We start from the raw sequence: 22,864 nt of genomic DNA, 5'->3' as shown, positions 1-22,864 counted from the left end.
CCGTCTTCCGCTGCGATCGATCTCCCAGACTGCCCCAGGAGCGCGGGGCGACGAAGGGGGAGGGGAGAGGTGGCGCAGCGGCACACCCGGTTCGGTGACAGAGCCCGCTACTGGTTCGACAGCACGCTGGCCCGCGGTGCGTCCGCGCTCGTCGGCTGGATGGCGCTGTTGTGTCTGGCCGTCGTCGTCCCGGCCAGTGCCGTGCTGGTGTGGACCGACCCCGACGCGCCGGCGTCCCCGGCGGACCGGCTGGCGCAGGTGTGGCACCTCACCGGGGAGACGCTGCGGCTGGGCGGTGCCACGGGGCCGCCGCTGCGCGTGACGATGTCGGTACTGCTCGCCCTGGTCGCCCTGCTGTACGTCTCGACGCTCGTCGGCCTGATCACCACGGCGCTCACGGAGCGGCTCACCGAGTTGCGACGGGGCCGTTCCACCGTGCTCGAACAAGGCCACGCCGTGGTCCTGGGGTGGTCGGAGCAGGTCTTCACGGTGGTGGGCGAACTGGTGGCCGCGGGCGCCAACCAGCCTCGCGCGGCGGTGGCCGTGCTGGCCGACCGGGACAAGACCGCCATGGAAGTGGCCCTGAGCACCAAGGTGGGTCCTGTCGGCCGGACACGGCTGATCTGCCGCAGCGGCCCCACCACCGACCCGTCGGTACTCACCCTGACCAGCCCGGCCGCGGCCGGCGTGGTGCTGGTCCTGCCCCACGACGAGCCCGACGCGGACGCCGAGGTGGTCAAGACGCTGCTGGCGCTCAGGGCGGCCCTGGCCGGGGAGGGCTCCCGTCCGCCCGTCGTCGCCGTCGTCCGGGACGACCGCTACCGCCTGGCCGCCTCTCTCGCCGCCGGACCGGGCGGTGTCGTCCTGGAGAGCGACAACGTCACCGCGCGGCTGATCGTCCAGGCCGCGCGCGGCCCCGGCCTCTCCCTGGTCCACCAGGAGCTCCTCGACTTCGCCGGCGACGAGTTCTACCTGATCACCGAGCCGGCCCTGGCCGGCCGGCCGTTCGGCGACGCGCTGCTGGCCTACTCGACGTCGACCGTCGTCGGGATCATGCGAGGAGGCGCCCCCCTGCTCAACCCGCCGGCGCAGACGCCCATCGCTCCGGACGACCTGCTCATCGTCATCTCCCGCGACGACGACACGGTCTGGCTCGACGACTGCGCGGAGTCGGTCGAGAAGGCGGCGATGGCCTCCGGCCCCGCGACGCCCACGCGGCCTGAGCGGGTCCTCCTGCTGGGCTGGAACCGCCGTGCGCCGCTCATAGTCGACCAGTTGCGCCGCCGTGCCCGGCCCGGATCAGCCGTCGACGTGGTGGCGGACGACGGCGACGCGGCGACGGTCCGGCAGGTGAGCGAGGCCGAGGCGCACGGCGGCACCGGCCTGACCCTGACACTGCACCACGGGGACGTCACCCGTCCCGAGACCCTGCGACGTCTGGACGTTCACTCCTACGACAGTGTGATCGTGCTCGGCCGGGAGCCCGCCCCCGAACAGCCGGCGGGCGATCCCGACAACCGCACGCTGGTCACCCTCCTGCTGCTGCGTCAGCTGGAGGAAGCCACCGGGCGCGAACTGCCGGTCGTCACCGAGCTGATCGACGACCGCAACCGGGCACTGGCCCCCATCGGTCCCGGCGCGGACGTGATCATCAGTGGCAAGCTCATCGGCCTGCTCATGGCACAGATCTCCCAGAACCGGCACCTGGCAGCGGTCTTCGAGGAACTCTTCTCGGCCGAGGGCACCGGCATTCGCCTGCGACCGGCCACCGACTACGTGCTGCCGGGATGTGAGACGGCCTTCGCCACGGTGGTGGCCGCGGCCCGGCAACGAGGTGAGTGCGCCATCGGATACCGCAGCCACGACGACGCGTCGACGAGCCCCGGCTACGGCGTGCGGATCAACCCACCCAAGCCCGAGCGGCGCCGCTGGGCGGCCGGGGACGAGGTGGTCGTCGTCGGCAAGGACTGACGGACGGCGTCGGCAGCATGTGGGCTGACGGATGCATGGGCCCATACGGCCGTGGCCGAGCGCGTCGCCGCATCACTCAAGGCGCGCCTGCGTGCTGACGGAGTTGGAACGGCGGCAATGCTTGTCGCGTCGGCGGGAAGGAGGATCCGTAACCAGGGAGGCTGATGTGTTGCGTGATCGGATGGGGCTGGCGGATGTGTTGGCGGCGGCGGAGAATGCCGCGCCGGTGGGCTCCCTCGATGTCGTGGCGCGTAATCTGCGTGACCGGTTCGGCGCGCGGTACGTGTCGTTCCTGTTCGTCGACGTCGTGGGCCGGCGCCTGCTGCGGGTAAGCGACAGCAAAAGTGCGCAGCACGAGCGCCGCACCGAGCAGGTCCCGCTCGCCGGCAGCGGCCTCTACGACAAGGTCCTGCGCACCCAGAAACCAGTGCGGGCGTCGGAGGACGGGCAGGGGCAGCGGGTTCTGGCCCCGGTCACCAACCGGGGTGACGCCATCGGTGTACTGGAGGTGTTCCTCACCGAAGTGACGGAGGACGTGCTGGAGCAGGTCGAGGAGGCCGCGCACGCGCTGGCGTACATCATCGTCACCGACCGCCGCTTCACCGACCTCTACCACTGGGGCAACCGCACCACCTCGGTCAGCCTGGCAGCGGAGATCCAGCGCCAGCTCCTGCCCTCGGCCTCCTCGTGCGAGGCCGCCGAATTCGCCCTCGCTGGCGCCCTGGTGCCGGCCTCGGACATCGCCGGTGACACCTACGACTACTCCCTCGACGAGGACACCCTGCACCTGTCCATCACCGACGCCATGGGCCACGACGTCGACGCCTCCCTCATGGCCACCCTCCTCGTCAACGCCTCCCGCGGCGCCCGCCGCGCCGGCACCGGCCTTGCCGAACAGGCCCGCCAAACCCACCAGGCCCTGGTCGACCACGGCCGGAAGACCTTCGCCACCGGCCAGCTGGTGCGCATCGCCCTGGACGGCAGCAGCGCCCAGCTCGTCAACGCCGGCCACCCCTGGCCGTTGCGACTGCGCGACGGCACGGTCGAGGAACTGCGTCTGGACGTGAACCTGCCCTTCGGTGTCGTCGGACAGGGCCCCCACCAGGTACAGAACCTCGACCTGCGCCCCGGCGACCGTCTCGTGCTCTATACCGACGGCATGCAGGAACGCCAGGCCGAGACGGTCGACCTGCCCCGCCTCATGCGCGAGACCGGCGTCGAGCACCCCCGCGAGGTCGTGCGCACCATGGTCGCCGCGGTCGCCGACTCCTACGGTGGCCGTCCGCCGAGAGACGACGCCACCGTCCTGTGCCTGGACTGGCACGGCCCCCAACCGGCGCAACCCCGGCCTACTCAGAGGTGACCGGCAGAAGGGTCTCGGCGAAGGGACCTCGCATGCGGTCGACTCCCACTCAACGGTCGTCCGGGCCATCGGTGTTCTCACCGCGGTGCACGGCATTTCGCCTTCCGCCGCCTTCGAGACGCTGCGCGAAGTCTCCCACCCACTGCCGGAACCCGTGCTCCAGGAACTGGAAGCAGCGATGCGACGGTGCATGCCGGGAGACGCACCGGAGGAGCCCCGGTAGGGGGGCCGGTTCGGGCATTGCGTCATCACACAGGCGTGGCGCATCGTCACCGAGCAGCCCGGCCACTGGGGCACCCTCGACCTCATAAGGTCCCTTGGCCGAAGAGGGCGTTGGCACTCCTCGGCCACAGGATTCCCTTGAGCCGATTTCCGCGCAGCGCTCACTCTGATCACTGGCTTCCGCTGACCAGGCCGGAAGCGTTGTCAGCGTTCAGGGGAGGACGCCACCCATGCGAAGACTCCACGCCCTCTGGGCAGTGGCAGGAGCGGCAGGACTACTCACGGGCGCGATCACGCCCGCCACGGCCGATTCCGGACCGCGGGTCACCGCACCCGACGACGCGCCCAAGCGAAGCAGCGCCGGGACCGCGGCCACGAAGACGCAGACCGTCACCCTCATCACCGGCGACACCGTGTCGCTCAGCGTCGGCCCGGACGGCAAGTACGCCGTCGACGTGCAGCGTGGCAAAGGGCGTGAGGCCGCCACCTTCGTGTCGAGCGAGAAGGACGGCGAGGTCAGTGTCCTGCCTGCGGACGCGATCCCGCTGGTGAACGCGGGCCGCCTCGACCCGGCCCTCTTCAACGTCACCCAGCTCGTGCAGCAGGGGTACGCCGACGCGAAGACCGGCACCACCCCGGTGATCGCGACGTACACGAAGGGCAGTGCGACCCCCGACGGCGCGCGCCGGACGCTCGCGCTGCCCACGATCGACGGCGCCGCACTCAGCGCGAAGAAGTCGACCGCCTTCTGGTCGGACATCGCCCCCGCGCTCGGCACCGAACCCACCACGAAGGCCGCGAAGCAACTCGGCGAGGGCATCGACAAGCTCTGGCTGGACGGCAAGGTCGAGGCGTCCCTCGATGTGAGCGTGCCGCAGATCGGCGCGCCCGAGGTGTGGAAGTCGGGCTACGACGGCAAGGGCGTCAAGGTCGCCGTCCTGGACACCGGTGTGGACGCCGGTCATCCGGATCTCTCCGGGAAGATCGGCGAGACGCAGAGCTTCGTGCCGGACCAGGCGGTGCAGGACGGCCACGGCCACGGCACCCATGTGGCGTCCACGATCGTCGGCTCGGGCGCTGCCTCGCAGGGCAAGCGCAAGGGTGTGGCGCCGGGCACGGAGCTGCTGGTCGGCAAGGTGCTGGGCAACGACGGCCGCGGCCAGGACTCCTGGATCATCGCGGGCATGGAGTGGGCGGCGCGCTCCGGCGCGAAGATCGTGTCGATGTCGTTGGGCGGTGACGCGTCCGGCCCCTCGGACGCGCTGAGTGAGACCGTCGACGAGCTGTCCGCGTCCACCGGCACCCTCTTCGTGATCGCGGCAGGCAACTCCGGCCCGTCCGAGCAAACCCTCGGCACCCCGGGCATCGCCGACTCGGCGCTGACGGTCGGCGCGGTCGACAAGGCCGACAAGCTGGCCTCGTTCTCGAGCCGGGGACCACGTCTCGGCGACTGGGCGGTCAAGCCGGAGATCACCGCGCCCGGCGCGGCCATCACCGCCGCCCGTGCGGCCGGCACCACCATGGGCACGCCGGTCGACGACTACTACACGACGTCGAGCGGTACGTCGATGGCGACCCCGCATGTCGCCGGCGCCGCCGCGCTGGTCGCCCAGGCCCACCCCGACTGGACGGGCCAGCAGATCAAGCAGGCGCTGGCGACCACCGCGAAGACGAACACCGTCAACTCCGTGTTCGAGCAGGGTGACGGCCGGGTCGACGCCGTACGGGCCGTCAACCAGGGCGTCTTCGCGACGCCGGCCCTGAGTTTCGGTACGTACGAGGAGAGCGACACCGAAGCCGACAACAAGGACATCACCTACACCAACACCACCGGCAAAGCGGTGGAGTTGAAGGTTGTCTCGTCCCTCCCCGATGCCGCCCTGAACGCGGACACCGTGACCGTCCCGGCGAAGGGCACCGCGACCGTCGGAGTCACGGTCGACCCGGCCGAGGAGGCGACGGGCCGGTACACGGGCCACATCACCGCGAGCGCCGACGGCGTCCGGGTCACCACCGCCATCGGCTTCGAGAAGCTGGCGAAGACCTATGACCTGAAGGTGTCGCTGGTGGGCCGGGACGGCAAGCCGTCCACCTCGGCGTCGGTCTTCATGCTTCAGGAACTGAACGGCGCGTATCCGGACACGTACGGGTTCCTCGGCAGCGGCTACACGTTCAAGGTGCCTGCCGGTACGTACAGCATGGCGTCCTGGATCTCGCAGCGGGACGCGGCCGGACTGGAGATCGCCACCTCGGTCGTCGGCGATCCGGAGATCAAGGTCGACGGCGACACCGAGCTCGTCCTCGACGCCCGTACGGCGGTCGAGATCAAGCCGAAGACCAAGGAGGACTCCGAGTTCCAGGGCTTCAGCACCAACTGGCACCGGGAGGGCCCGGGCACTGCCTGGGGCCTGACCTACAGCCAGAACTGGTGGACCGACCACATCTACGTGGCGCCCACCAAGAAGGTCACCCAGGGCATGTTCGAGTTCTCCTCCAAATTCCGTCTGTACGCCAAGGAGCTGACGGCGAGCGTCACCAGCCCCGAGAAGTACGCGCTGCCCCTCGACTACGCACAGACGTCCAGCGGTTTCCCGGTGAAGATCAGCGGTGACCACACGGTCCGGGCGGTGGACGCGGGCAGCGGCACCGCGGCCGACTTCGACGGGCTCGACGTCAAGGGCAAGGTGGCGGTCGTCCGGGTGCGTGCCGGCGCGACGGCGGACGAGGCGCTGGCCAACGCGACCGCCGCCGGGGCCGGTTACGTCCTCGCCTACCGCGAGACGCCCGGGTACTGGATCTCCTGGGTGAAGAGCGCGACCATCCCGCTGCTGACGGCCACCGGCGAGGACGGTGCGAAGCTCGGTGCCCTGCTCAAGAGCGGGAAGCAGGTCAAGCTGAGGCTGAAGGGCACCGCGGTCAGCCCGTTCGTGTACAGCGTGATGTTCCCGCAGGCGGGCGCTGTCTCGGCCAACCAGACGTACAACCTGAACGGCTCCAACACGGTGAAGCAGACCGTTCGCTACCACGCGGGCCGGGCCGGCCAGGTCGGCAAGGACGCCGTGTACCGGTACCGTCCCTGGCAGAAGGCCGACATCGCGACCACCAACAATGTGCGGCTCGGCACCAAGCGCACCGAGTACTACAACGTCTCCGACAGCCGGATCTGGCACGCCGTCTATCCCGACACGAACGCCACCAAGCCTCAGTGGGATTCCCTGCGGACCTTCGACAAGGCGGGCAAGCTGCCCTCCGAGGACTGGCTGCGCCAAGTCGTCCGCCCGGCGGCCAGTGAGCAGTACGGCCTCTCCCAGCGCACCGGCGACAAACTCACCTTCTCGGTCCCGGAGTTGAGTGACTCCGCACCGGGTCACTACGGCTCGGTGGACAACGCCCAGGACACCGCGAAGGGCACGCTGTACAAGGACGGACAGCTGGTCGGCGACACCGCACTCGGCGGACTCGGCACCTTCGACGTCCCGGCGGCGAAGGCCGCGTACCGCCTCGTGCTCGACACGCGGCGCACGGCCGGCTGGGCCGCGTACTCCACCGGCACCCACACCGAATGGTCCTTCACCTCGGCGCACACCGACCAGCGGACGGCGCTGCCGCTGCTCTCGGTCGACTACGACGCGGACGGGCTCGACTTCCTCAACCGCGTCGACCGCAAGCAGAAGTCGGTGCTCGGACTCGCCGTGCGCACGCAGTCGGGCAGCGTCACGGCCGCCGACCTGAAGGCATGGGTCTCCTACGACGACGGCACGTCCTGGAAGGAGGTGAAGGTCAAGCGCGGCGAGCTGGAACTCAGGCATCCGAAGCGCGCCGAGTTCGTGTCGCTGCGCGTGCGGGCCGCCGACCGGAACGGCAACGCGGTCGACCAGACCGTACTGCGGGCGTTCGGTCTGAAGTAGCCGGCTCGACGTAGGTGACCTGAAGTGATCGGCCTGAAGTCACCGGTGTCCCAAGCCCGTTAACAGCCGTAACAAAGATCGCCTACCGTGCCGAGCCATGGTGAACACGGCAAACGACACGGCAGGCCAGACCCCTGCCGCGAGCCCCTGGGCCGCGGTGGGGGTCTCCGCCTTCGACGAGCTGCTGTACCAGGCGATCCTCAACCAGCCCGACGCCGGAGCGGCCGGCTGGGCGTTGCTGACCGGTTCCTCTCCGGCCCGGGTCCGCGAGGCCTGCAACCGGCTGCTCACGCTCGGGCTGCTGCAACCACCGGACTCCATGGGCGGGTTACGGGCGGTCGACCCGCGGGTGGCGATCCGCGCGCTGATCCGGCGGCGCGAGACGGAGTCCGAGCTGCTGGCCGCCACCGCCGAGGAGATGGCGACCGCGTACGAGGCGGGGCTGCTGCGCGAGGAGCCGTCCCGGCTGGTCGAGGTGGCCTCCGGCGAGGGCGCCATCGCGGCCCGCCTGGAGGAGATGTACGCGCGCGCAGAGCACGAGGTGTGCCTTTTCGACACTCCGCCGTATCTCGCCCCGCCCGCTCCGCAGGTGGATCTCCAGGCCGATCTGCTCAGTCGCGGGATCGTCTCTCGCGGGATCTACGCGGCGACCGGCCTGGAGGATCCGAAAGTCCTGTCCCGCGCCTTGAGGATGGTCGAACTCGGCGAGCAGGCCCGGGTGTTGCCCTCCGTGCCGGTGAAGCTGCTGGTGGTCGACGGATGCCGGGCGCTGCTGCCGCTGAACGCCTCCGTGGCCGGCGGCTACTGTGCCGTAGTGGTGTGGCACTCGGCGGTGACCGAAGCCCTGCAGAAGCTCTTCGAGCTGGCCTGGCAGCAGGCGACGCCGCTGGGTCAGGCGGCCGACGGCGGTGAACTCTCCGCCGGCGAGAGGACGTTGATCCGGCTGCTGGCGGCCGGGATGAAGGACGAAGCGGTGGCTCGCCATCTGGGGGTGAGTCTGCGGACCCTGCGGCGGCGGGTGAGCGAGCTGCAGGAGCGGCTGGGTGCGGCGAGCAGGTTCCAGCTGGGGATGCGGGCTTCCCAACGCGGCTGGGTGTAGGGCCGCAACAGTCCCTTCCCCCACGTCCAGCTCGGCCGGCAGCAGCCGGAAAGCGGCGGTCCCGTTGGTCTTGGAGTCCACCCTCCCGCTGGGTCACGGCGCCCGCGGGGGCGGGGGCGGGGGCGGGGGCGACAGCCGAGAGCAGATGGCGGTGGCCCCGGGGCGTGGCGGGGGCGGAGCCTTGCAGCGCCTTGCCGTCCACCGCGATCGCCGACCGGGCCTCGGCCGGGCCGGGCCCGGAGTCGGTCTGGTGTGCGGCCAGGTAGGCGCCGATGGCCGTGTCCACGTCTCCGCGCCGGTGTCGACACACTTGATCCATGGCGGCGCGTGGCCCGACTGCCGGCCGACCGTCTTCGCCTCTTACCACCGTCCAGAACGCCCGAGTGACGGCGGTCACGGACACCGTTCGGTTGGCGCTGCGTAGGCTTGGGCCGTCGTCGTGCTCCGGGAGAACGGCGAAGCTCACCTGCGCTCGCCTGGCGATGCACCAGGAAAATCGGTAACAGCCCTTGACCTGCGAAAAGGCAGGCAGGGAGCCTACCTCTGGGAGTACCCCGATGTTGCGTACCATGTTCAAGTCCAAGATCTAGCGGTTGGGTGTTTTCGCAGGTCAGAGCCCTGATAGCGGCCTCCAGGTCAGCAAAAGGTCAGCATCAGGCCAGACGGTGTCCGGCTTGCTGACCTGCGCCTACGGCAGGGGCCTCCTGCGCCGCTCATCGCCCTGCTCGAAAGGCTTGATGCGTGGCTCGACAGCTGGCTCGTGGGATGGGGTCGTTCTTCAAGGACGGTTGTTCCAGGCCGACCCGTTGCCCGCCCCCGTACACGATTCGGTTCCGGGACGCTCTCGGCAAGCAGCGTGAAGGGGCCGGCTACGAGACGCAGGACGACGCTACCGAGCGTCTCGGGCAGATCTACGCGGAGAAGAAGACAACGGCGCCATCCGTCGCCGAGGTGCGCCGCGAACTCGGTCAGCAGACGATCGCGGAATACGCGAAGCAGTGGCGGCCTCGTCAACGCAAGCTGACGGAGTACTCGACGCGAAGAAGGCGCTCACAGCCGCGGACGAAGGTCTCGCGCTTGAGATCGTCATGATGGTGGGCTGCGGCTTGCGGAACGGGGAAGCCCGGGCGGTGAACATCAACAATGTCGTGGCCGACGACGTGTACCGGGTGCACGAGCAGACCCACTCCAACACGCATAAGCCGGCGAAGCTCAAGCATCGCAAGGCGGGGGAGTTCCGGGAGGTTCCCCTGCCACGCTCGGTGCGCGAAGCGATGGAGCGGTACGAGGAGAAGCACGGCACCACGAAGGAGGGCTATCTCCTGCGCGGTCGTGGGATGCGGCCTGACCGCAGCGAAGCTTGTAGGGGCTGCTCTCCGGTTTGGGCTGCAACGGCACCACATGGCACAGGTTGCAGAGACCGTCTTCGGGCGTCCACGTCAGTCCAGGGCTGGTGCGTAGTGGCAGGTCAGGGCATCGCGGTCCGGGAGAGTCGGCGTAGTTGGTGACAGCCGCAAATCTAGCTGGCGGTGGCGGTCTTGTTCTCTTCCCTCGTCGTGGCGATGGCCTTGTGACGTCCCCGCGGGAGGGCGGTGTTCAGATCGCCGGGAGTGGGGAAGGCGCGGGTGGCAAGGGTCGTGCGCCGCAGTCCGATCAGGAAGTCCGCACCATGGCTCACACCGCACAAGCGACAGCTGTCCCCGGCTGGGTCCTGAAGTTCATGGACGCCATCGACACCCTGGAGTTCGGCACGGGCTTCGCGCCCCTGACCGACAACACCGACATGTACTTCGGCGCCGCGCACATCCACGGCGTCGAGGCCATCAAGGAGTTCTTCGTCAAGATCGACGCGCCGCTGGTCATCAGCCATGAGGTCCTGGAGTTCTGGACCGCGGGCGACGGCGTCCGTCTGCTGCGCGGTGAGGCGGTCATGGCCAAGAAGGACGAACCGGAGCGGGTGGTGCGCGCCCCCTTCATGCACATCTTCTACCTCGACCAGGAAGAGCCGGTGCGCATCCGGACGCTCCGTGTCACTGCGGGCCCACTGCAGACCGACGCCGTGATGTGACCCGGCTCAGGGCATGGCCTCCGCGAGGTCACGGCTTGCCGGTTACCGCGCAGAATTCGTCGATGTCGCGGGTGCGGCCCGCGTCAGCGGGGCCGGGACGCCGACGCGTGAAGGGAACCATGTCGGTTTCGAGTAGTTCCCGACTGTTCAAAGGGGTTAGATATGAGCTCGGTGCACCACCGGACCGCCACCGTCGACGGCTATGAGATCTTCTACCGCGAAGCCGGCCCCGCCGACGCCCCCGTGATCGTCCTGCTGCATGGCTACCCGACCAGTTCGTTCATGTTCCGCGAACTCATCCCGCTGCTGGCCGGCGACTACCACGTCATCGCGCCGGACCACCTCGGCTTCGGCCACTCCGACGCCCCCCTCGTAGGGAGTTCACCTACACCTTCGACGCCCTCACCGAACTCACCTCCGGACTGCTCGACCAACTGGGCCTGGACCGCTACGCCCTCTACGTCCAGGACTACGGCGCCCCCATCGGCTGGCGCCTCGCGCTCCGGCACCCCGAACGGATCTCCGCCCTCGTCACCCAGAACGGCAACGGCTACGAGGACGGTTTCGTCGAGTCGTTCTGGACCGACGTCTGGGCCTACGGGGCGAAGCCAGGGCCCGACACCGAACCCGCCGTCCGCGCCGCGCTGAGTATCGACGCCATCCGCTGGCAGTACGTGCACGGCGTGCCTGACCCGAGCGTTGTCAGCCCGGACACCTGGGAGCATGACTTCGCCCTCGTCTCTCGCGAGGGCAACGACGAGGTCCAGCTGGCGCTGTTCCGCGACTACCAGAACAACCGCCCGCTCTACCCGCTGCTGCACGAGTTCCTGCGCACCAGCGAGGTCCCGGTGCTCGCCGTGTGGGGCCGCAACGACGAAATCTTCGGCCCGGCGGGTGCGCGGGCCTTCGCCCGGGACGCCAAGGACGCGGAGGTGCACCTGATCAACGGCGGTCACTTCCTGCTGGAGAGCCACCTGGACGTCGTCGCGGGTTACCTGCGCGGCTTCCTCGGGCGGGTGCTGGGATAAGTAGGGCCGGGGGCCAGGCATATGGGCGCGTACGGGGCCCGGCTTCTCGCCCGCGCGCGTGGGGCAGCAGTCGCATCAGGCCCAGCCACAGAGATCGGATACGCCCCCCTTGCCCTCACACCCGAAGGCAGGACTTCAGCCCTGCGTCTCCTCGCCGATGTTTCCGTCCTGCACTGGCACAACGACTGTTTGTAACTGCCCGTCGGCGCCCGCTACCTCGCGTCCACGACGTGATGCCCGCGCCAGGCGTTCGCTGTCGGAGTCCCTGTCCTCGGGCTCCGATTCCACCTGGAAACCGATCAGCGTGACATCGAACACTGGCTCATGGGCCACGCCGAGGCTCTCCTCGCCGCGGACATCGATCCGCGCACCCTGCGGCGTGACGCAGCCGCAGTCGGCCCCAAGCTGCGCCGACAGGCTGCCGATGTGCGAGCCGGACATTCCCCGAGCTTCGCTTTCGCAGTGCGTCTTCACCCGGTAATTCTCCAAGCGATCCTTGTCGTGGGAGTTGAACGATCCCCGATGGTCTTGAGGCCAAGCATGTGTCAGCAAGCTCGGCGGGGTTACCCGCGCAATCGTCCCGGCCGCGGCGGCAATCCCGGGTGCCCCGGCGAACCGGCTCACTATCAACGAGCGGCAGGGACAGGTGCCTCGCGTACGGCAGTGACGGACCTGGGTGACGCTCCAGGTCCAGGCCCGTGGGGCGATATCAGCATGCACGCGCCCTCAGGAAGAGCAATGATGACCAAGCACACCGCGCGAACTCCGGCTACTCCGGGCGTCCTGACTGATCCACTCCGCAACCGGGGTGTGGGGTTCACGCAAGCGGACCGGGACGAGCTGGGCCTGACCGGGCGCCTGCCGTCCGCGGTACTGACGCTGGAGCAGCAGGCGCAGCGCGCATACCAGCAGCTGCAGGCCCAGGACGGTGACCTGGCCAAGAACGTGTATCTGGAGCAGCTGCACGACCGCAACGAGACTCTGTACTACAAGGTGCTCACCGATCACCTGGTGGAGTTGTTGCCGGTCGTGTACGACCCCACGGTGGGCGAGGCGATCGAGAAGTACTCCCATGAGTACCGCCGCCCGCGCGGCGTCTTCTTGTCCATCGACCGGCCCGAGGACATCGAGAAGGCCTTCGCCACGCTCCAACTCGGGCCCGAGGACGTGGACCTGATCGTGTGCAGTGACGCGGAGCAGATCCTGGGCATCGGCGACTGGGGCGTGGGGGGCATTCAGATCGCGGCCGGCAAGCTGGCGGTCTACTCCGCGGCAGCCGGCATCGACCCGGCCCGCGTCATCCCCGTGTCACTGGATGTGGGAACGGACCGCGAGGCGTTGCTGAAGGACCCGCTGTACCTGGGCAACCGGCACCCGAGGGTCCGGGGCGCCGACTACGACGCGTTCATCGAGGCGTACCTGCGGACGGTCTCGGCGATGTTCCCGCGTGCGCTGCTGCACTTCGAGGACTTCGGCCCCAGCAACGCCCGGCGGATCCTGGAGACCTACGGCGGCTACCGAATCTTCAACGACGACATGCAGGGCACCGGTGCGATCACCCTGGCCGCAGTCCTGTCGGCCATCAAGGTCAGCGATGTGCCGATGCGAGAGCAGAAGGTGGTGGTCTTCGGCGCGGGCACCGCCGGGGTGGGCATCGCCGACCAGCTGCGCGATGCCATGGTTCGTGACGGTGCGAGCCGCCGGCAGGCCACGGCCCAGGTCTGGCTGGTCGACAAGCCGGGCCTGCTCACTCGCGACACAAGTGATCTGCGTGACTTCCAGCAGCCCTACGCGCGCGGTCCGTCGGAGGTCGCCGACTGGCCGAAGGACGACGGCGGGATCTCCCTGCTGGAGACCGTCAAGCAGGTCGAGCCGACGATCCTGCTGGGTACCTCCACCGTGCACGGGGCGTTCTCCCGCGAGGTCGTCGAGGCCATGGCCGAGGGCACCGAGCGTCCGATCATCCTCCCGCTGTCCAACCCGACCTCGCGCATCGAGGCCATGCCGGCCGACGTCATCGCCTGGTCGAAGGGCAAGGCCCTGGTCGCCGCCGGAATCCCCGTCCCACCCGTCGAGCACGACGGGGTGACCTACGAGATCGCGCAGGCCAACAACGCGCTGCTGTATCCCGGTCTGGGCCTGGGTACGGTCGTTTCCGGCGCATCGAAGGTGACCGATGGAATGCTGCTCGCAGCTGCCCAGGCGGTGGCCGACCAGGTCGACGTCAGCGCACCCGGCGCCTCCCTGCTGCCACCCGTGGAGAACCTGCGCAAGTCCTCCGCGATCACCGCAGCGGCGGTGGTCGAAGCGGCGGTCAGCGACAGCGTCGCCACCAGCGAGCCGGCCGATCCCGGCCAAGCCGTCCGCCAGGCCATGTGGGAGCCCGTCTACGGCAACGGAGCGACGGCATGACCGCGCGGCAGTCGGGCGCCGGCAAGGACGAGGACACCCCGGAGGTTCTCGACGTGCCCATCGGTCTGGACGCGACCGGAACCCGGCGGGAGACGGACTCGATGGGCGCGATCGACGTACCGGCGGACCGGTACTGGGGTGCCCAGACACAGCGGTCCCTGATCCACTTCTCCATCGGGGACGACCGGATGCCCAAGGCGGTCTACCACGCCTACGGCTACGTCAAGAAGGCGGCCGCGATCCTCAACGGGCGGGCCGGGCGGCTGCCTGCTTGGAAGGCCGACCTGATCGAAAAGGTCGCTGACGAGGTCATCGCGGGCAAGCTCGACGACCACTTCCCGCTGTATGTGTGGCAGACCGGGTCCGGGACGCAGTCCAACATGAACACCAACGAGGTGATCAGCAACCGAGCGATCCAGCTGGTCGGCGGCGAGCTGGGCAGCAAGTCCCCGATCCACCCCAACGACCACGTCAACATGGGGCAGTCCTCCAACGACACCTTCCCCACCGCCATGCACGTCGCCGCGGTCAAGGCGGTCCACGAGCACCTGCTGCCCAGCGTGCAGGCGCTTCAGCGGGCGATCGAGGCCAAGGCGGAACAGTGGCGCGACGTGGTGAAGATCGGCCGCACCCATCTGGAGGATGCGGTCCCGCTCACCGTCGGACAGGAGTGGTCCGGCTACGCCCATCAACTGACGCAAGCCGTCGACCGAACCACTGCCTCCGCCGAGGGCCTGTACGAGCTCGCCGCGGGCGGCACCGCAGTCGGCACCGGGCTGAACGCCCCACCCGGCTTCGGCGAGCAGATCGCCGGCGAGATCGCCGCCGCGACCGGCTACCCCTTCCGTACCGCGGAGAACAAGTTCGCCGCCCAGGGCGGCCTGGATGCCATGGCCGGCGCCTCCTCCGGCCTGCGTGCCCTCGCCGTGCCGCTGATGAAGATCGCCAATGACATCCGGTGGCTGGCCTCAGGGCCCCGCTGCGGTCTGGGCGAACTGATCCTCCCCGCCAACGAGCCGGGATCCTCGATCATGCCGGGCAAGGTCAATCCGACCCAGTGCGAGGCGATGGTCATGGTCTGCCTCCAGGTTCTCTCCGAGGACGCTGCCGTCGCCTCCGCCGCCTCACAGGGCAACTTCGAGCTCAACGCCATGCGCCCGGTCATCATCAACAACTTCCTGCACGCGGCCACCATCCTGACCGACGCCTGCGCCAACCTGCGCCAGTACTGCATCGAGGGCGCCCAGCTCCACCGCGACCAAATCGACTCCTATGTCGACCGGTCCCTCATGCTGGTCACCGCCCTCTCCCCAGCCATCGGCTACGACAAGGCCTCGGCCCTCGCGCACAAGGCCGACGAGGAGGGCACCACCCTGCGTGAGGCCGCACTGGACTCCGGCTCCATCAGCGCCGAGGACTTCGACCGCATCGCCGACCCAGCCGCCATGGCCCGCCCACCTCATCGATCACAGTAGGGCCCGGTTTTCGAGCACCACGCTGACCGCGTCGTCTGCACCGCGATCTGGCGGCGCTGGCCCCTCACCACCTCCTCAGAACCCGATACGAGACCACCATCAGACACCGCACGTTCCGCAGCCATCGGGCAGTGAGCCCAGCAGGACCCCACATGATCGGTGTCGCGTTCCTCGCCGTCGGGTCGACGGCGAGGTAGCGGCCGAGGTCGGCGACCTCGGTGCCGGCATTGGCGGCCTCGCTGCCTTGTATGGCCTCTCGCAGGTCCGGCATCCGGCGCAACAGATCTGGACCTGGTTCGGGTTGCCGGTCTCGACGAACACCGGCGCTTTCAAGGGCGGAACGCATCAAGAATCGATGTGAGGAGAAGATCCATGCGACTGCCGTTGCTCCGCCCGGCGGAGCTGACCACCGAGCAGCGCGCCCTATATGACGCCTGGATGAAGATGACCAGGACGTGGAGTACCAGGGCTTCGAGGTCCTGAATCCCGACGGCGCGTTCGTGGGGCCTTGGGGCGTGCTGCTCCACTTCCCGGATCTCGCTGTGCCTCTGGGCCAGTTCGTCAACCTGGCCCAGAAGCTGCCCGGCCTGAGTGAACGGGCGCGTCAGGTCGTCGTCTTGACGATCGGCGGCCGGTTCAATGTTGCCTACGAGCTGTATGCGCACGCCCCGCTGGCCGCGCGGGCGGGCCTGCGCCCGGATCAGGTGGCGGCGCTGAGCGCCGGCGCGCGCCCGGCCGACCTGAGCGAGGACGAACTGCTCGCCGCCGACATCGCCACGGCGCTCATCCGCGGCGGCACCCTGCCCGGGCCGCTGTACGACACCGCAGTCACCCGGCTCGGCCGGCCGGGTTTCGACGCGGTGGTGTTCATCGTCATCCACTACCTGGCGCTCGGCACCCTGCTCAACGCGTACGACGTCCCCGCGGGCCGTGCCGTTGCCTGGCTCACCTGAGGAGGAAGTCATGCCCGATATCAATGAGACCAGGGCCCTGCTCGAAGACCCGGACGCGTTCGGCACGTTCGGGCGGTTCACCGAGACGCCGGTCGGCCAGATGCCGGCGGAGATGCGCGCGGCGTTCGACTTCACCAACAGCCTGCGCGGCCTGGTGCCGGGCCCGCACAAGATCTGGGCCGCCAATCCGGACCTGCTCAGGACGATCGCGCCCATCGGCGCGTACTACCAGGCGGATTCCACGCTCTCCAAGGCCGAGATCGAGATCGCGACCTTGGTGATCTGCGGCCGCTGGGGCGCCGCGTACAGCAGCTTCGAGCACGAGAAGATCGGCGTGCGGCTCGGCGGGCTCGACTCGGCCAAGGCGGAGGCGCTGATCGCGGGCCTGCCGACCGCCTTCGGCGACCCGCGGCAGCAGGTCGTCTACGAGCTCTCTTCGGCGCTGGCCGCGGCGCGCGTGGTGCCCCAGGGGCTGTTCCGCCGCGCCCAGGAACTGCTCGGTGACGCCGGTCTCGTCGACGTCACGGTCCTCATGGGCTGGTTCACCGCCGTCTCGCTCACCCTGATGGCCTACGACGTTCCGTCCAACGCCGTCGGTCTCGACCAGTAACACCGTTGACACCCATCCGAATGTGAGGAGCCTGCCATGGCCATCGCCCCGCTGCCCGAGGTCACCGTCACCCCAGTCACCTACTTCCCCGAGAAGTACTTCCTTGAGAACCTGGCCGTGCGCGCCGACGGGTCGGTGCTGATCACCGCCGTGCTCCAGCAAGAGCTCTGGTACGTTCCCGGCCCCGCCCGCGCGCTCGCCGACCCGGTGCTCGTGCATGCCTTCGACCACCCGGTCACCGGCATCGTCGAGGTCGAGCCGGACGTGTTCGTCCTGAGCCTCACCGAGGGCTACACCACGCACGAGTCCCACCTGGTCCGGCTCGATCTCAAGGGCTGGGCTCCGGGCACCCCGGTCACCCCTGAGGCCATCTTCACCTTCGACGACCGAGTGCGAGCGCTGAACGGCAGCTGTCTGCTCGGGCCGGGCGTGCTGGCCGTCGCGGACTGCTTCGCCGGCCTGATCTGGCGGGTCGACCTGGCCGAAGGGGCCCGCGGCGCGACCGCGCGGGTCTGGGCCGAGCACGACACCATGGCCCCGGACCCCGACGGCGAGGTGCCCTGGCCGCCGCAGCCCGGCGTCAACGGCGTGCGCTACGGCGCACGGGCCGGCTACCTGTACTACACCTCCACCGCGCAGCGGGTCTTCATGCGCGTCCCGGTCGACCCGGCCACGCTCGACGCCTCCGGCCCGCCGGAGTTCGTCGCGGCCATCGACAACGGCGACGACTTCTGCGTCGACGAGGACGTCGGCTTCGCCTACGTCACTCGGCACCGCGCCAACACCCTCGACCGCGTGCCGCTGGCGCCCCGCCACGGCAGCGAGGTGCGCCACCTGCTCGGAGAGCCGTTCGACCCGGTCATCGTCGGCCCGTCGAGCGCCTGCTGGGGACGCGAGCCCGGCGATGAGGGCCGCACGCTGTACGTGACCACGGACGGCGGCACGACCGCCCCGCCGCAGGGCGTCGTCCGCAACGCCGCCCTTCTCCGCGTCGAGCTCACCCCCGGCATCCGGTAGCGGAGAAGCCCGTGAACCGGCACAGCGAAATCGTCACCACCGGCCCGGTATCGATCGAGACCTGCGTCGAGGCCGACGGCGCCGCCGCCCGTCACTTCTACGGCCGAGTACTGGTCCTGCCCGAGGGCCGCAGCACCGATCACCGGATGGACTGGGACCTCGAAGAACACCAGATGGTCACCCACCTGGTAGCGAGCGCTCCACGACCGGCGGGTACCAGCCTGGTCGAGAAGCACACGGGGCCCGTCCCGCGCTGTGGCCTGCTGTTGGACGAGCAGCGCTTCCACGAGTTCGCCGAGCGGCTGCGTGCCGCCGGGGTGCGATTCGACATCGAGCCGCACCGCCGCTCTCCCGGCGAGCCCGGTGAGCAGTGGGCCATGTTCTTCCGGGGCCCGGCCGGCAGCGCCCTGGAGTTCAAGGAAAGCGGCCATGCCCACAGAAATCCGGCGGTACATGAACGGGCCGGGGCTCCGCCAGCAACGCCGTTCAACAACCGCCCCGCGCTGGAAGACCAGACTGCACCCACGACAGCATGACCACGCAACGAAGCCTCTTTGGCTACCTGGTTGACCTCGACAATCACCAGTCGTAGCCGGGGAGCTTCGTTGCGTCTGGCAGAACACCAAACGGACAGCCGAATGGGGACCAACGCGGACGGGGGTCTCCCTTAGGTCTTTCGCCGATCCGAAATGGGCTGACACCCTCACTGACGCGGACCGGCGGGCGCTCTCCCTGCTGTTCTGGACCCGCGTGAATCCCTATGGCCGGTTCGAGCTGGATATGCACAGACATCTCGACCTGGACCTGACCGCCCGGGACACCGTACCCGTGCCGCGCGCCCCCGGAGGGGAGACCGGCAGCGGCCCTGGGGTGAGGAGTTGGGGCTCCGATCGCCTACGAACTGGTCACCAGCACCCTCACCGCATAACGACGCGAAAAGGTGTCCACTTCACGGGGGCAAGGCTCGACCCGGACTTCATGGGTCCGCGCCTCACTGCGTCCATGGCAGATACCTCACGTGATCAGGCCGGCGCTGGTCAGCCAGATGTGTTCGCATGTCGCCGACGCCTCTTGGAGCTTCTCGCGGGATTCCTGTGAAGCGTGGTAGAAGGTCCGCTCGATCATCCAGCACAGGGCGCGTGCCATCGCCGAGGCCTGGTCCGGTGCAGCGCCGGCCTGGATGCCGGCGCGTTCCAGGACGGCGGTGATGGCCGCGATGAACAGGTCAGCCGTGTGCTTCCACAGTTCACCGATCTCCGGCACGGTCAACGACAGGTCGATCGCCGTGCGCAGGACCGGGCCGTGTTCGCTCCACAGCTCGATCGTGCGCTGCATGGCTGCTGCGATGGCCTGGCGTGGCTCGTCGGTCTGCGCGGTGGCCCGGGACCGTTCCCACAGGTGCTCGACGGTCCGGGCCACGAGTGCCGTGACCACTTCTTGCTTGGAGCCGAAGTAGAAGTACAGGGCCCCGCGTGTGATGCCGGCGCCCTGGGCGATGTCGCCGACGGTCATGGCGTCGTAGCCCTTGTGTGCCAGCAGGGCTTCGCAGGTGTTGAGGATGGCCCGCTCCCGGACATCCCCCTTGCGCTCGGTGGTGCGACGGCTGCGCGCGGAATGGTGGCCGGGCATCAGAGCTGAGCGCCCTCGGTGAAGTCGGTCGTACGCGAGAGTGTCTCCCACGCGCGCATGTCCTCGTCCACGGCCGTGCGCGCGGCGGTGACAAGCCGCAGCGCGTCCGAGCCCAGGACGAGGTGGGCCGGCGGCTGCTCGACCGTCGTGATGTGCACGACCGCTTCCCCCGCCTTGGCCGGATTGCCCAGCTGGTTCCCGCTGGCCTTCTGCCGCGCTTCGCGGATGGGGGTGAACAACTCGTCGTAGTCGTCGACGGTCCGTGCGGCACGTGCCATGGACCGTCCGGCCCAGTCGGTGCGGAAGGAGCCGGGCTCGATGGCCGTCACATGGATTCCGAACTGCGCGACTTCCTTGCCCAGCGCCTCGAGGATTCCCTCCAGGGCGAACTTGCTGCCGCAGTAGGCGGACATGCCGGGCACGGCCATGAGCCCGCCCATGGAGGTGACGGCCATCAGGTGTCCGCGGCGGCGGCGGCGCATGTGGGGCAGCGCCGCCTGCAGGGTGGCCACCGCCCCGAACACGTTCACCTCGAACTGCCGTCGCACCTCGGCCAGCGGGGTTTCCTCGAAGGTTCCCTCCAGGCCGTAGCCGGCGTTGGCGATGACGACGTCCAGAGGGCCGACGCTCCGCTCGACCTCCGCGACCGCGCCGGAGACGGCGTCACCGTCCGTCACGTCCAGGATGCGGCCGTGAGCGTGCCCGGGCTTGAGCTCTTCGAAGGCCCGCAGGTCCTTCTCGGAGCGGACGGTGCCGATGACGGTGTGCCCGGCGGCCATGGCGGCTTGGGCGAAAGCGCGCCCCAGGCCCGTGCTGACGCCGGTGATGAGCCAGTTCTGCTTCTCCACTGTTCCTCCAGAGAGATCTCGCGAGGAGCCGGGTCGCCCTCTTCAGCAAAAGTCTACACCGTGTCGATTTTTATCGTTGCCGCGTCGATTCTGGCAGCGCTCACGGAATGGAACCCCCAGGCCATCTGCGTGCCGCGCACCGCCCGGATCGGCGCCGTCAAGGCCCAGCAGCCAGGCCGACAATCAGAACGCACCCCGATCATCACAGGGACACCCAGCGAGCGCCTGAGAAGCCGTATCTCAACCGTCTTGGAACGTGTGGATCGGTCGGAGTTCCTGGTCGGGTGATCTTCCGGCGGTGCGCGCATGCAGGCAGGGCCTCCTGGTAGCTCGGGGGTGCGACCCCATTCCGAGCGGTTTCCGGAGGCTCTGTTGTCGTTGTTGTACGGCTCGAGCCCGTTGACTCCAACTCGCCCGCCGTGTCGTGCGATTGCCTCGCGCACGTGTACGGCAAACGCGGCCGATCATCCTGATCGGGTTCGCCGGTATCCGTCGGACATGACGGACGCGGAGTGGGCGGAGGTCCGGCCGTTGTTGCCGGTGTCGGCCTGGCTTCAGGGGCGGGGCGGACGGCCCGGGAGTTACTGTCACCGGCAGCTGCTGGACGCGATCCGTTACCTGGTCGCGGGCGGGATCTCGTAGCGGGCGATGCCCGCGGACTTCCCCGGCTGGGGCCGGTTTTACGCCTTCTTCCACCGCTGGCGCGAGCTCGGGCTGGTCGCCGAGTTCCACACCGGCTGCGCAGGAAGGTCCGTGAGCGCGAGGACCGCGAGGCCGAGCCCACGGCGGGGATCATCGACGCGCAGCCGGTGCGGGCCGCCACGACGGTGCCGGCGCACGCGGCTATGACGGCGGGAAGAAGGTGCAGGGCCGCAAACGGCACATCGTGACCGACACCCTGGTCTGCTCCTGGTCGTCACGGTCACCGCTGCGAACTTCGGCGCCCGGGACGCCGCGGCAGGCCTGCTGACCCGGCTCCGCCGCGACATCACCCTCGTCTGGGCCGACGGCAGCTACACCGGCGGCCTCGTCGGTTGGTGCCGGGACAACCTCGCCTTTGACCTTGGAGATCGTCAAGCGCACCGACGACACGACAGGGTTCGCGGTGCTGCCGAGGCGGTGGGTGGCAGAGCGCACGTTCGCATGGTTGATGAACTCCTGCCGTCTGGCCCGGGACTACGAGGCCCTGACCGCCACCAGCGAGGCGATGATTCGGTGATCGATGGTCAGCGGATGAGCCGGCGTCTCGCACGGCCACGGGCCGCTGCTTCGGCTGGGCATAGGAGTCAGCGGACAGCCGCACCATGTTCTGCCGCCCCCTTGATCGCGATGCAGGAGGCGATCACCCCACTCGGCCGGATGGCCACATCGGAAGAGGCCGCCGCAGCCGCAGTCTGGCTCTGCTCGGACGCCGCGTCCTACATCACCGGGATCGCGCTGTCGGTCGACGGCGGACGGCGGGCATAAGGGTCATCGCGGTCGAGGAGTACACGGCCGCCGGCCTCGGAACACCCGCACCACACAAGGACGGAGTCGCCAGCGACCCGACGACGACTCATGGACGATCGAGGCTAACGCTTGTCGCAACATTCTCGATCTCGGCTCCCCCTACCCTTTGGTCCTCACTGGTGGATACGCCGTGCAGGCCCACGGCCTGGTCGAACGCTTCAGCCGCGACCTCGACGTCGCCACCGAGAACCCCGCTCCGATGCAGGAGATCGTCGCCTCACTCACAGCAGGCCTCAGCGAGCGCGGATGGCGGACCACGCACGTCCAGACCGATCCGCTCAGCGGCCGGTTCCTCGTCACCGATCCGGACACAGGCGAGGAGTGCGAGGTGGACGTCCTCAAGGAGGCGTTCTTTTGATAAGGCCACGTTCGAGCTGACCATACGAGAACTCCGCTGTCCGATGCTCCGAGCAGTGTGCCCACCAGTGCCACAGCCGTGGTGAGCAAGCGCGACGAGGTGACCGGTGTGGACAGTGCCGTCCCCGCCGTGATCGCACGTAGTGCACCGGCAACTCCGGACAGCGCTGTCGCTTTCGTATCCGCACGCTGGTACACCGATTGCTGTCGAGACGGACAGCGGGACGTTTTGCGCTTCGGATCCTTCCACTGCCTTCTCCTTTTCGTTGCCTTGCGGCTTGGAAGTAGCAGTCTGGGCAGGCGACCGGAACTCAGCTGCCCACCAAGTGGTAGCGGCCGTGATCGATCGATCACAGTCGGGAGCCCGGCTTTGTTTGAACCACAAGTGCCCAAAC

Annotated in this window: 19 protein-coding genes and 3 pseudogenes; 18 read left to right on the top strand and 4 right to left on the bottom strand. The window is 69.0% G+C overall.

Annotation, left to right across the window (positions count from 1 at the left end):
* Window positions 1-69 precede the first annotated feature (69 nt).
* The 5 genes from ABZ016_RS07540 to ABZ016_RS07520 all read left to right on the top strand — a co-directional run bounded on the left by ABZ016_RS07540 (window position 70) and on the right by ABZ016_RS07520 (window position 8,563).
* A complete protein-coding gene (locus ABZ016_RS07540) occupies window positions 70-1,971 on the top strand; it encodes an NAD-binding lipoprotein (protein ID WP_356915601.1) in 1,902 nt (633 codons plus the stop codon).
* Between the two features lie 166 nt (window positions 1,972-2,137).
* The gene (locus ABZ016_RS07535) at window positions 2,138-3,334 is read left to right on the top strand and encodes a PP2C family protein-serine/threonine phosphatase (RefSeq protein WP_356915600.1); all 1,197 of its coding nucleotides are present in this window, start codon (window positions 2,138-2,140) and stop codon (window positions 3,332-3,334) included.
* Entirely contained in the window at window positions 3,246-3,557 is a 312-nt protein-coding gene (locus tag ABZ016_RS07530; protein ID WP_356915599.1) for an ANTAR domain-containing protein, read from the top strand. The genes ABZ016_RS07535 and ABZ016_RS07530 overlap by 89 nt, the downstream gene beginning before the upstream one ends.
* 229 nt (window positions 3,558-3,786) lie before the next feature.
* Entirely contained in the window at window positions 3,787-7,464 is a 3,678-nt protein-coding gene (locus ABZ016_RS07525; protein ID WP_356915598.1) for a S8 family serine peptidase, read from the top strand.
* Window positions 7,465-7,561: 97 nt separating this feature from the next.
* Window positions 7,562-8,563: a helix-turn-helix transcriptional regulator gene (locus ABZ016_RS07520; RefSeq protein ID WP_356915597.1), complete on the top strand. Its 1,002-nt coding sequence runs from the start codon at window positions 7,562-7,564 to the stop codon at window positions 8,561-8,563.
* A 1,519-nt stretch (window positions 8,564-10,082) separates the two neighbouring features.
* Here the strand turns inward: ABZ016_RS07520 and ABZ016_RS07515 are convergent.
* A complete protein-coding gene (locus tag ABZ016_RS07515; RefSeq protein WP_356915596.1) occupies window positions 10,083-10,241 on the bottom strand; it encodes a hypothetical protein in 159 nt (52 codons plus the stop codon).
* Here ABZ016_RS07515 and ABZ016_RS07510 point away from each other — a divergent pair.
* Window positions 10,233-10,631 carry a nuclear transport factor 2 family protein gene (locus tag ABZ016_RS07510; protein ID WP_356915595.1) on the top strand — a complete coding sequence of 133 codons (399 nt, stop codon included), beginning with the start codon at window positions 10,233-10,235 and terminating at the stop codon, window positions 10,629-10,631. The two genes, ABZ016_RS07515 and ABZ016_RS07510, sit on opposite strands and share 9 nt — an antisense overlap.
* A gap of 162 nt (window positions 10,632-10,793) precedes the next feature.
* A pseudogene (locus ABZ016_RS07505) lies at window positions 10,794-11,659 on the top strand (alpha/beta hydrolase).
* A gap of 135 nt (window positions 11,660-11,794) precedes the next feature.
* Here ABZ016_RS07505 and ABZ016_RS07500 read toward each other — a convergent pair.
* The gene (locus tag ABZ016_RS07500) at window positions 11,795-12,100 is read right to left on the bottom strand and encodes a hypothetical protein (RefSeq protein WP_356915594.1); all 306 of its coding nucleotides are present in this window, start codon (window positions 12,098-12,100) and stop codon (window positions 11,795-11,797) included.
* Between the two features lie 273 nt (window positions 12,101-12,373).
* On the opposite strand from ABZ016_RS07500, the gene ABZ016_RS07495 reads away from it, so the two are divergent.
* From ABZ016_RS07495 to ABZ016_RS07470, 6 genes are all read left to right on the top strand, one after another.
* Complete coding sequence (locus ABZ016_RS07495; RefSeq protein ID WP_356915593.1) at window positions 12,374-14,071, top strand: NAD-dependent malic enzyme; 1,698 nt, start codon at window positions 12,374-12,376, stop codon at window positions 14,069-14,071.
* Window positions 14,068-15,546, top strand: coding sequence for a class II fumarate hydratase (fumC, locus tag ABZ016_RS07490; protein WP_356915592.1), 1,479 nt, complete (start codon window positions 14,068-14,070; stop codon window positions 15,544-15,546). Before ABZ016_RS07495 ends, fumC begins: the two co-directional genes overlap by 4 nt.
* A 455-nt stretch (window positions 15,547-16,001) precedes the next feature.
* Window positions 16,002-16,499, top strand: a complete 498-nt coding sequence (locus ABZ016_RS07485) for a hypothetical protein (protein ID WP_356915591.1) — start codon at window positions 16,002-16,004, stop codon at window positions 16,497-16,499.
* Window positions 16,500-16,509: 10 nt separating this feature from the next.
* Window positions 16,510-17,109 (top strand): carboxymuconolactone decarboxylase, encoded by a 600-nt coding sequence (locus ABZ016_RS07480; RefSeq protein ID WP_356915590.1) that lies wholly within the window; start codon window positions 16,510-16,512, stop codon window positions 17,107-17,109.
* A 36-nt stretch (window positions 17,110-17,145) separates the two neighbouring features.
* Entirely contained in the window at window positions 17,146-18,126 is a 981-nt protein-coding gene (locus tag ABZ016_RS07475) for a hypothetical protein (RefSeq protein WP_356915589.1), read from the top strand.
* An 11-nt stretch (window positions 18,127-18,137) separates the two neighbouring features.
* The gene (locus ABZ016_RS07470) at window positions 18,138-18,662 is read left to right on the top strand and encodes a hypothetical protein (protein ID WP_356915588.1); all 525 of its coding nucleotides are present in this window, start codon (window positions 18,138-18,140) and stop codon (window positions 18,660-18,662) included.
* A 478-nt stretch (window positions 18,663-19,140) separates the two neighbouring features.
* On the opposite strand, the gene ABZ016_RS07465 is transcribed toward ABZ016_RS07470, so the two are convergent.
* Window positions 19,141-19,755, bottom strand: a complete 615-nt coding sequence (locus tag ABZ016_RS07465; protein ID WP_356915587.1) for a TetR/AcrR family transcriptional regulator — start codon at window positions 19,753-19,755, stop codon at window positions 19,141-19,143.
* On the bottom strand, window positions 19,755-20,603 hold the full coding sequence (locus ABZ016_RS07460; protein ID WP_356915586.1) for an oxidoreductase: 849 nt from the start codon (window positions 20,601-20,603) through the stop codon (window positions 19,755-19,757). Before ABZ016_RS07460 ends, ABZ016_RS07465 begins: the two co-directional genes overlap by 1 nt.
* A gap of 60 nt (window positions 20,604-20,663) precedes the next feature.
* Between ABZ016_RS07460 and ABZ016_RS07455 the strand changes: the two genes are divergently transcribed.
* From ABZ016_RS07455 to ABZ016_RS07435, 5 genes and pseudogenes are all read left to right on the top strand, one after another.
* The gene (locus ABZ016_RS07455) at window positions 20,664-20,891 is read left to right on the top strand and encodes a hypothetical protein (RefSeq protein ID WP_356915585.1); all 228 of its coding nucleotides are present in this window, start codon (window positions 20,664-20,666) and stop codon (window positions 20,889-20,891) included.
* Window positions 20,892-21,101: 210 nt separating this feature from the next.
* Entirely contained in the window at window positions 21,102-21,245 is a 144-nt protein-coding gene (locus ABZ016_RS07450; protein WP_356915584.1) for a transposase, read from the top strand.
* Window positions 21,246-21,666: 421 nt separating this feature from the next.
* On the top strand, window positions 21,667-21,822 hold the full coding sequence (locus tag ABZ016_RS07445; protein ID WP_356915583.1) for a transposase: 156 nt from the start codon (window positions 21,667-21,669) through the stop codon (window positions 21,820-21,822).
* A gap of 101 nt (window positions 21,823-21,923) precedes the next feature.
* Window positions 21,924-22,070 (top strand): annotated as a pseudogene (locus tag ABZ016_RS07440) (SDR family oxidoreductase); the annotation flags it as partial.
* Window positions 22,071-22,167: 97 nt separating this feature from the next.
* A pseudogene (locus ABZ016_RS07435) lies at window positions 22,168-22,467 on the top strand (nucleotidyl transferase AbiEii/AbiGii toxin family protein); the annotation flags it as partial.
* Window positions 22,468-22,864: the final 397 nt, after the last annotated feature.

It is taken from the genome of Streptomyces sp. NPDC006372 (assembly GCF_040612515.1).
Classification (GTDB): domain Bacteria; phylum Actinomycetota; class Actinomycetes; order Streptomycetales; family Streptomycetaceae; genus Streptomyces.
This window is presented reverse-complemented; position numbering and strand designations above follow the sequence as displayed.

Bases quoted from the DNA above. Each gene is read 5' to 3' on its own strand.
- ABZ016_RS07525 (WP_356915598.1), top strand. From the start codon at position 3,787: ATGCGAAGACTCCACGCCCTCTGGGCAGTGGCAGGAGCGGCAGGACTA.
- ABZ016_RS07520 (WP_356915597.1), top strand. From the start codon at position 7,562: ATGGTGAACACGGCAAACGACACGGCAGGCCAGACCCCTGCCGCGAGC.
- ABZ016_RS07510 (WP_356915595.1), top strand. From the start codon at position 10,233: ATGGCTCACACCGCACAAGCGACAGCTGTCCCCGGCTGGGTCCTGAAG.
- ABZ016_RS07500 (WP_356915594.1), bottom strand. From the start codon at position 12,100: ATGTCCGGCTCGCACATCGGCAGCCTGTCGGCGCAGCTTGGGGCCGAC.
- ABZ016_RS07495 (WP_356915593.1), top strand. From the start codon at position 12,374: ATGCACGCGCCCTCAGGAAGAGCAATGATGACCAAGCACACCGCGCGA.
- fumC (WP_356915592.1), top strand. From the start codon at position 14,068: ATGACCGCGCGGCAGTCGGGCGCCGGCAAGGACGAGGACACCCCGGAG.
- ABZ016_RS07480 (WP_356915590.1), top strand. From the start codon at position 16,510: ATGCCCGATATCAATGAGACCAGGGCCCTGCTCGAAGACCCGGACGCG.
- ABZ016_RS07475 (WP_356915589.1), top strand. From the start codon at position 17,146: ATGGCCATCGCCCCGCTGCCCGAGGTCACCGTCACCCCAGTCACCTAC.
- ABZ016_RS07465 (WP_356915587.1), bottom strand. From the start codon at position 19,755: ATGCCCGGCCACCATTCCGCGCGCAGCCGTCGCACCACCGAGCGCAAG.
- ABZ016_RS07450 (WP_356915584.1), top strand. From the start codon at position 21,102: ATGACGGACGCGGAGTGGGCGGAGGTCCGGCCGTTGTTGCCGGTGTCG.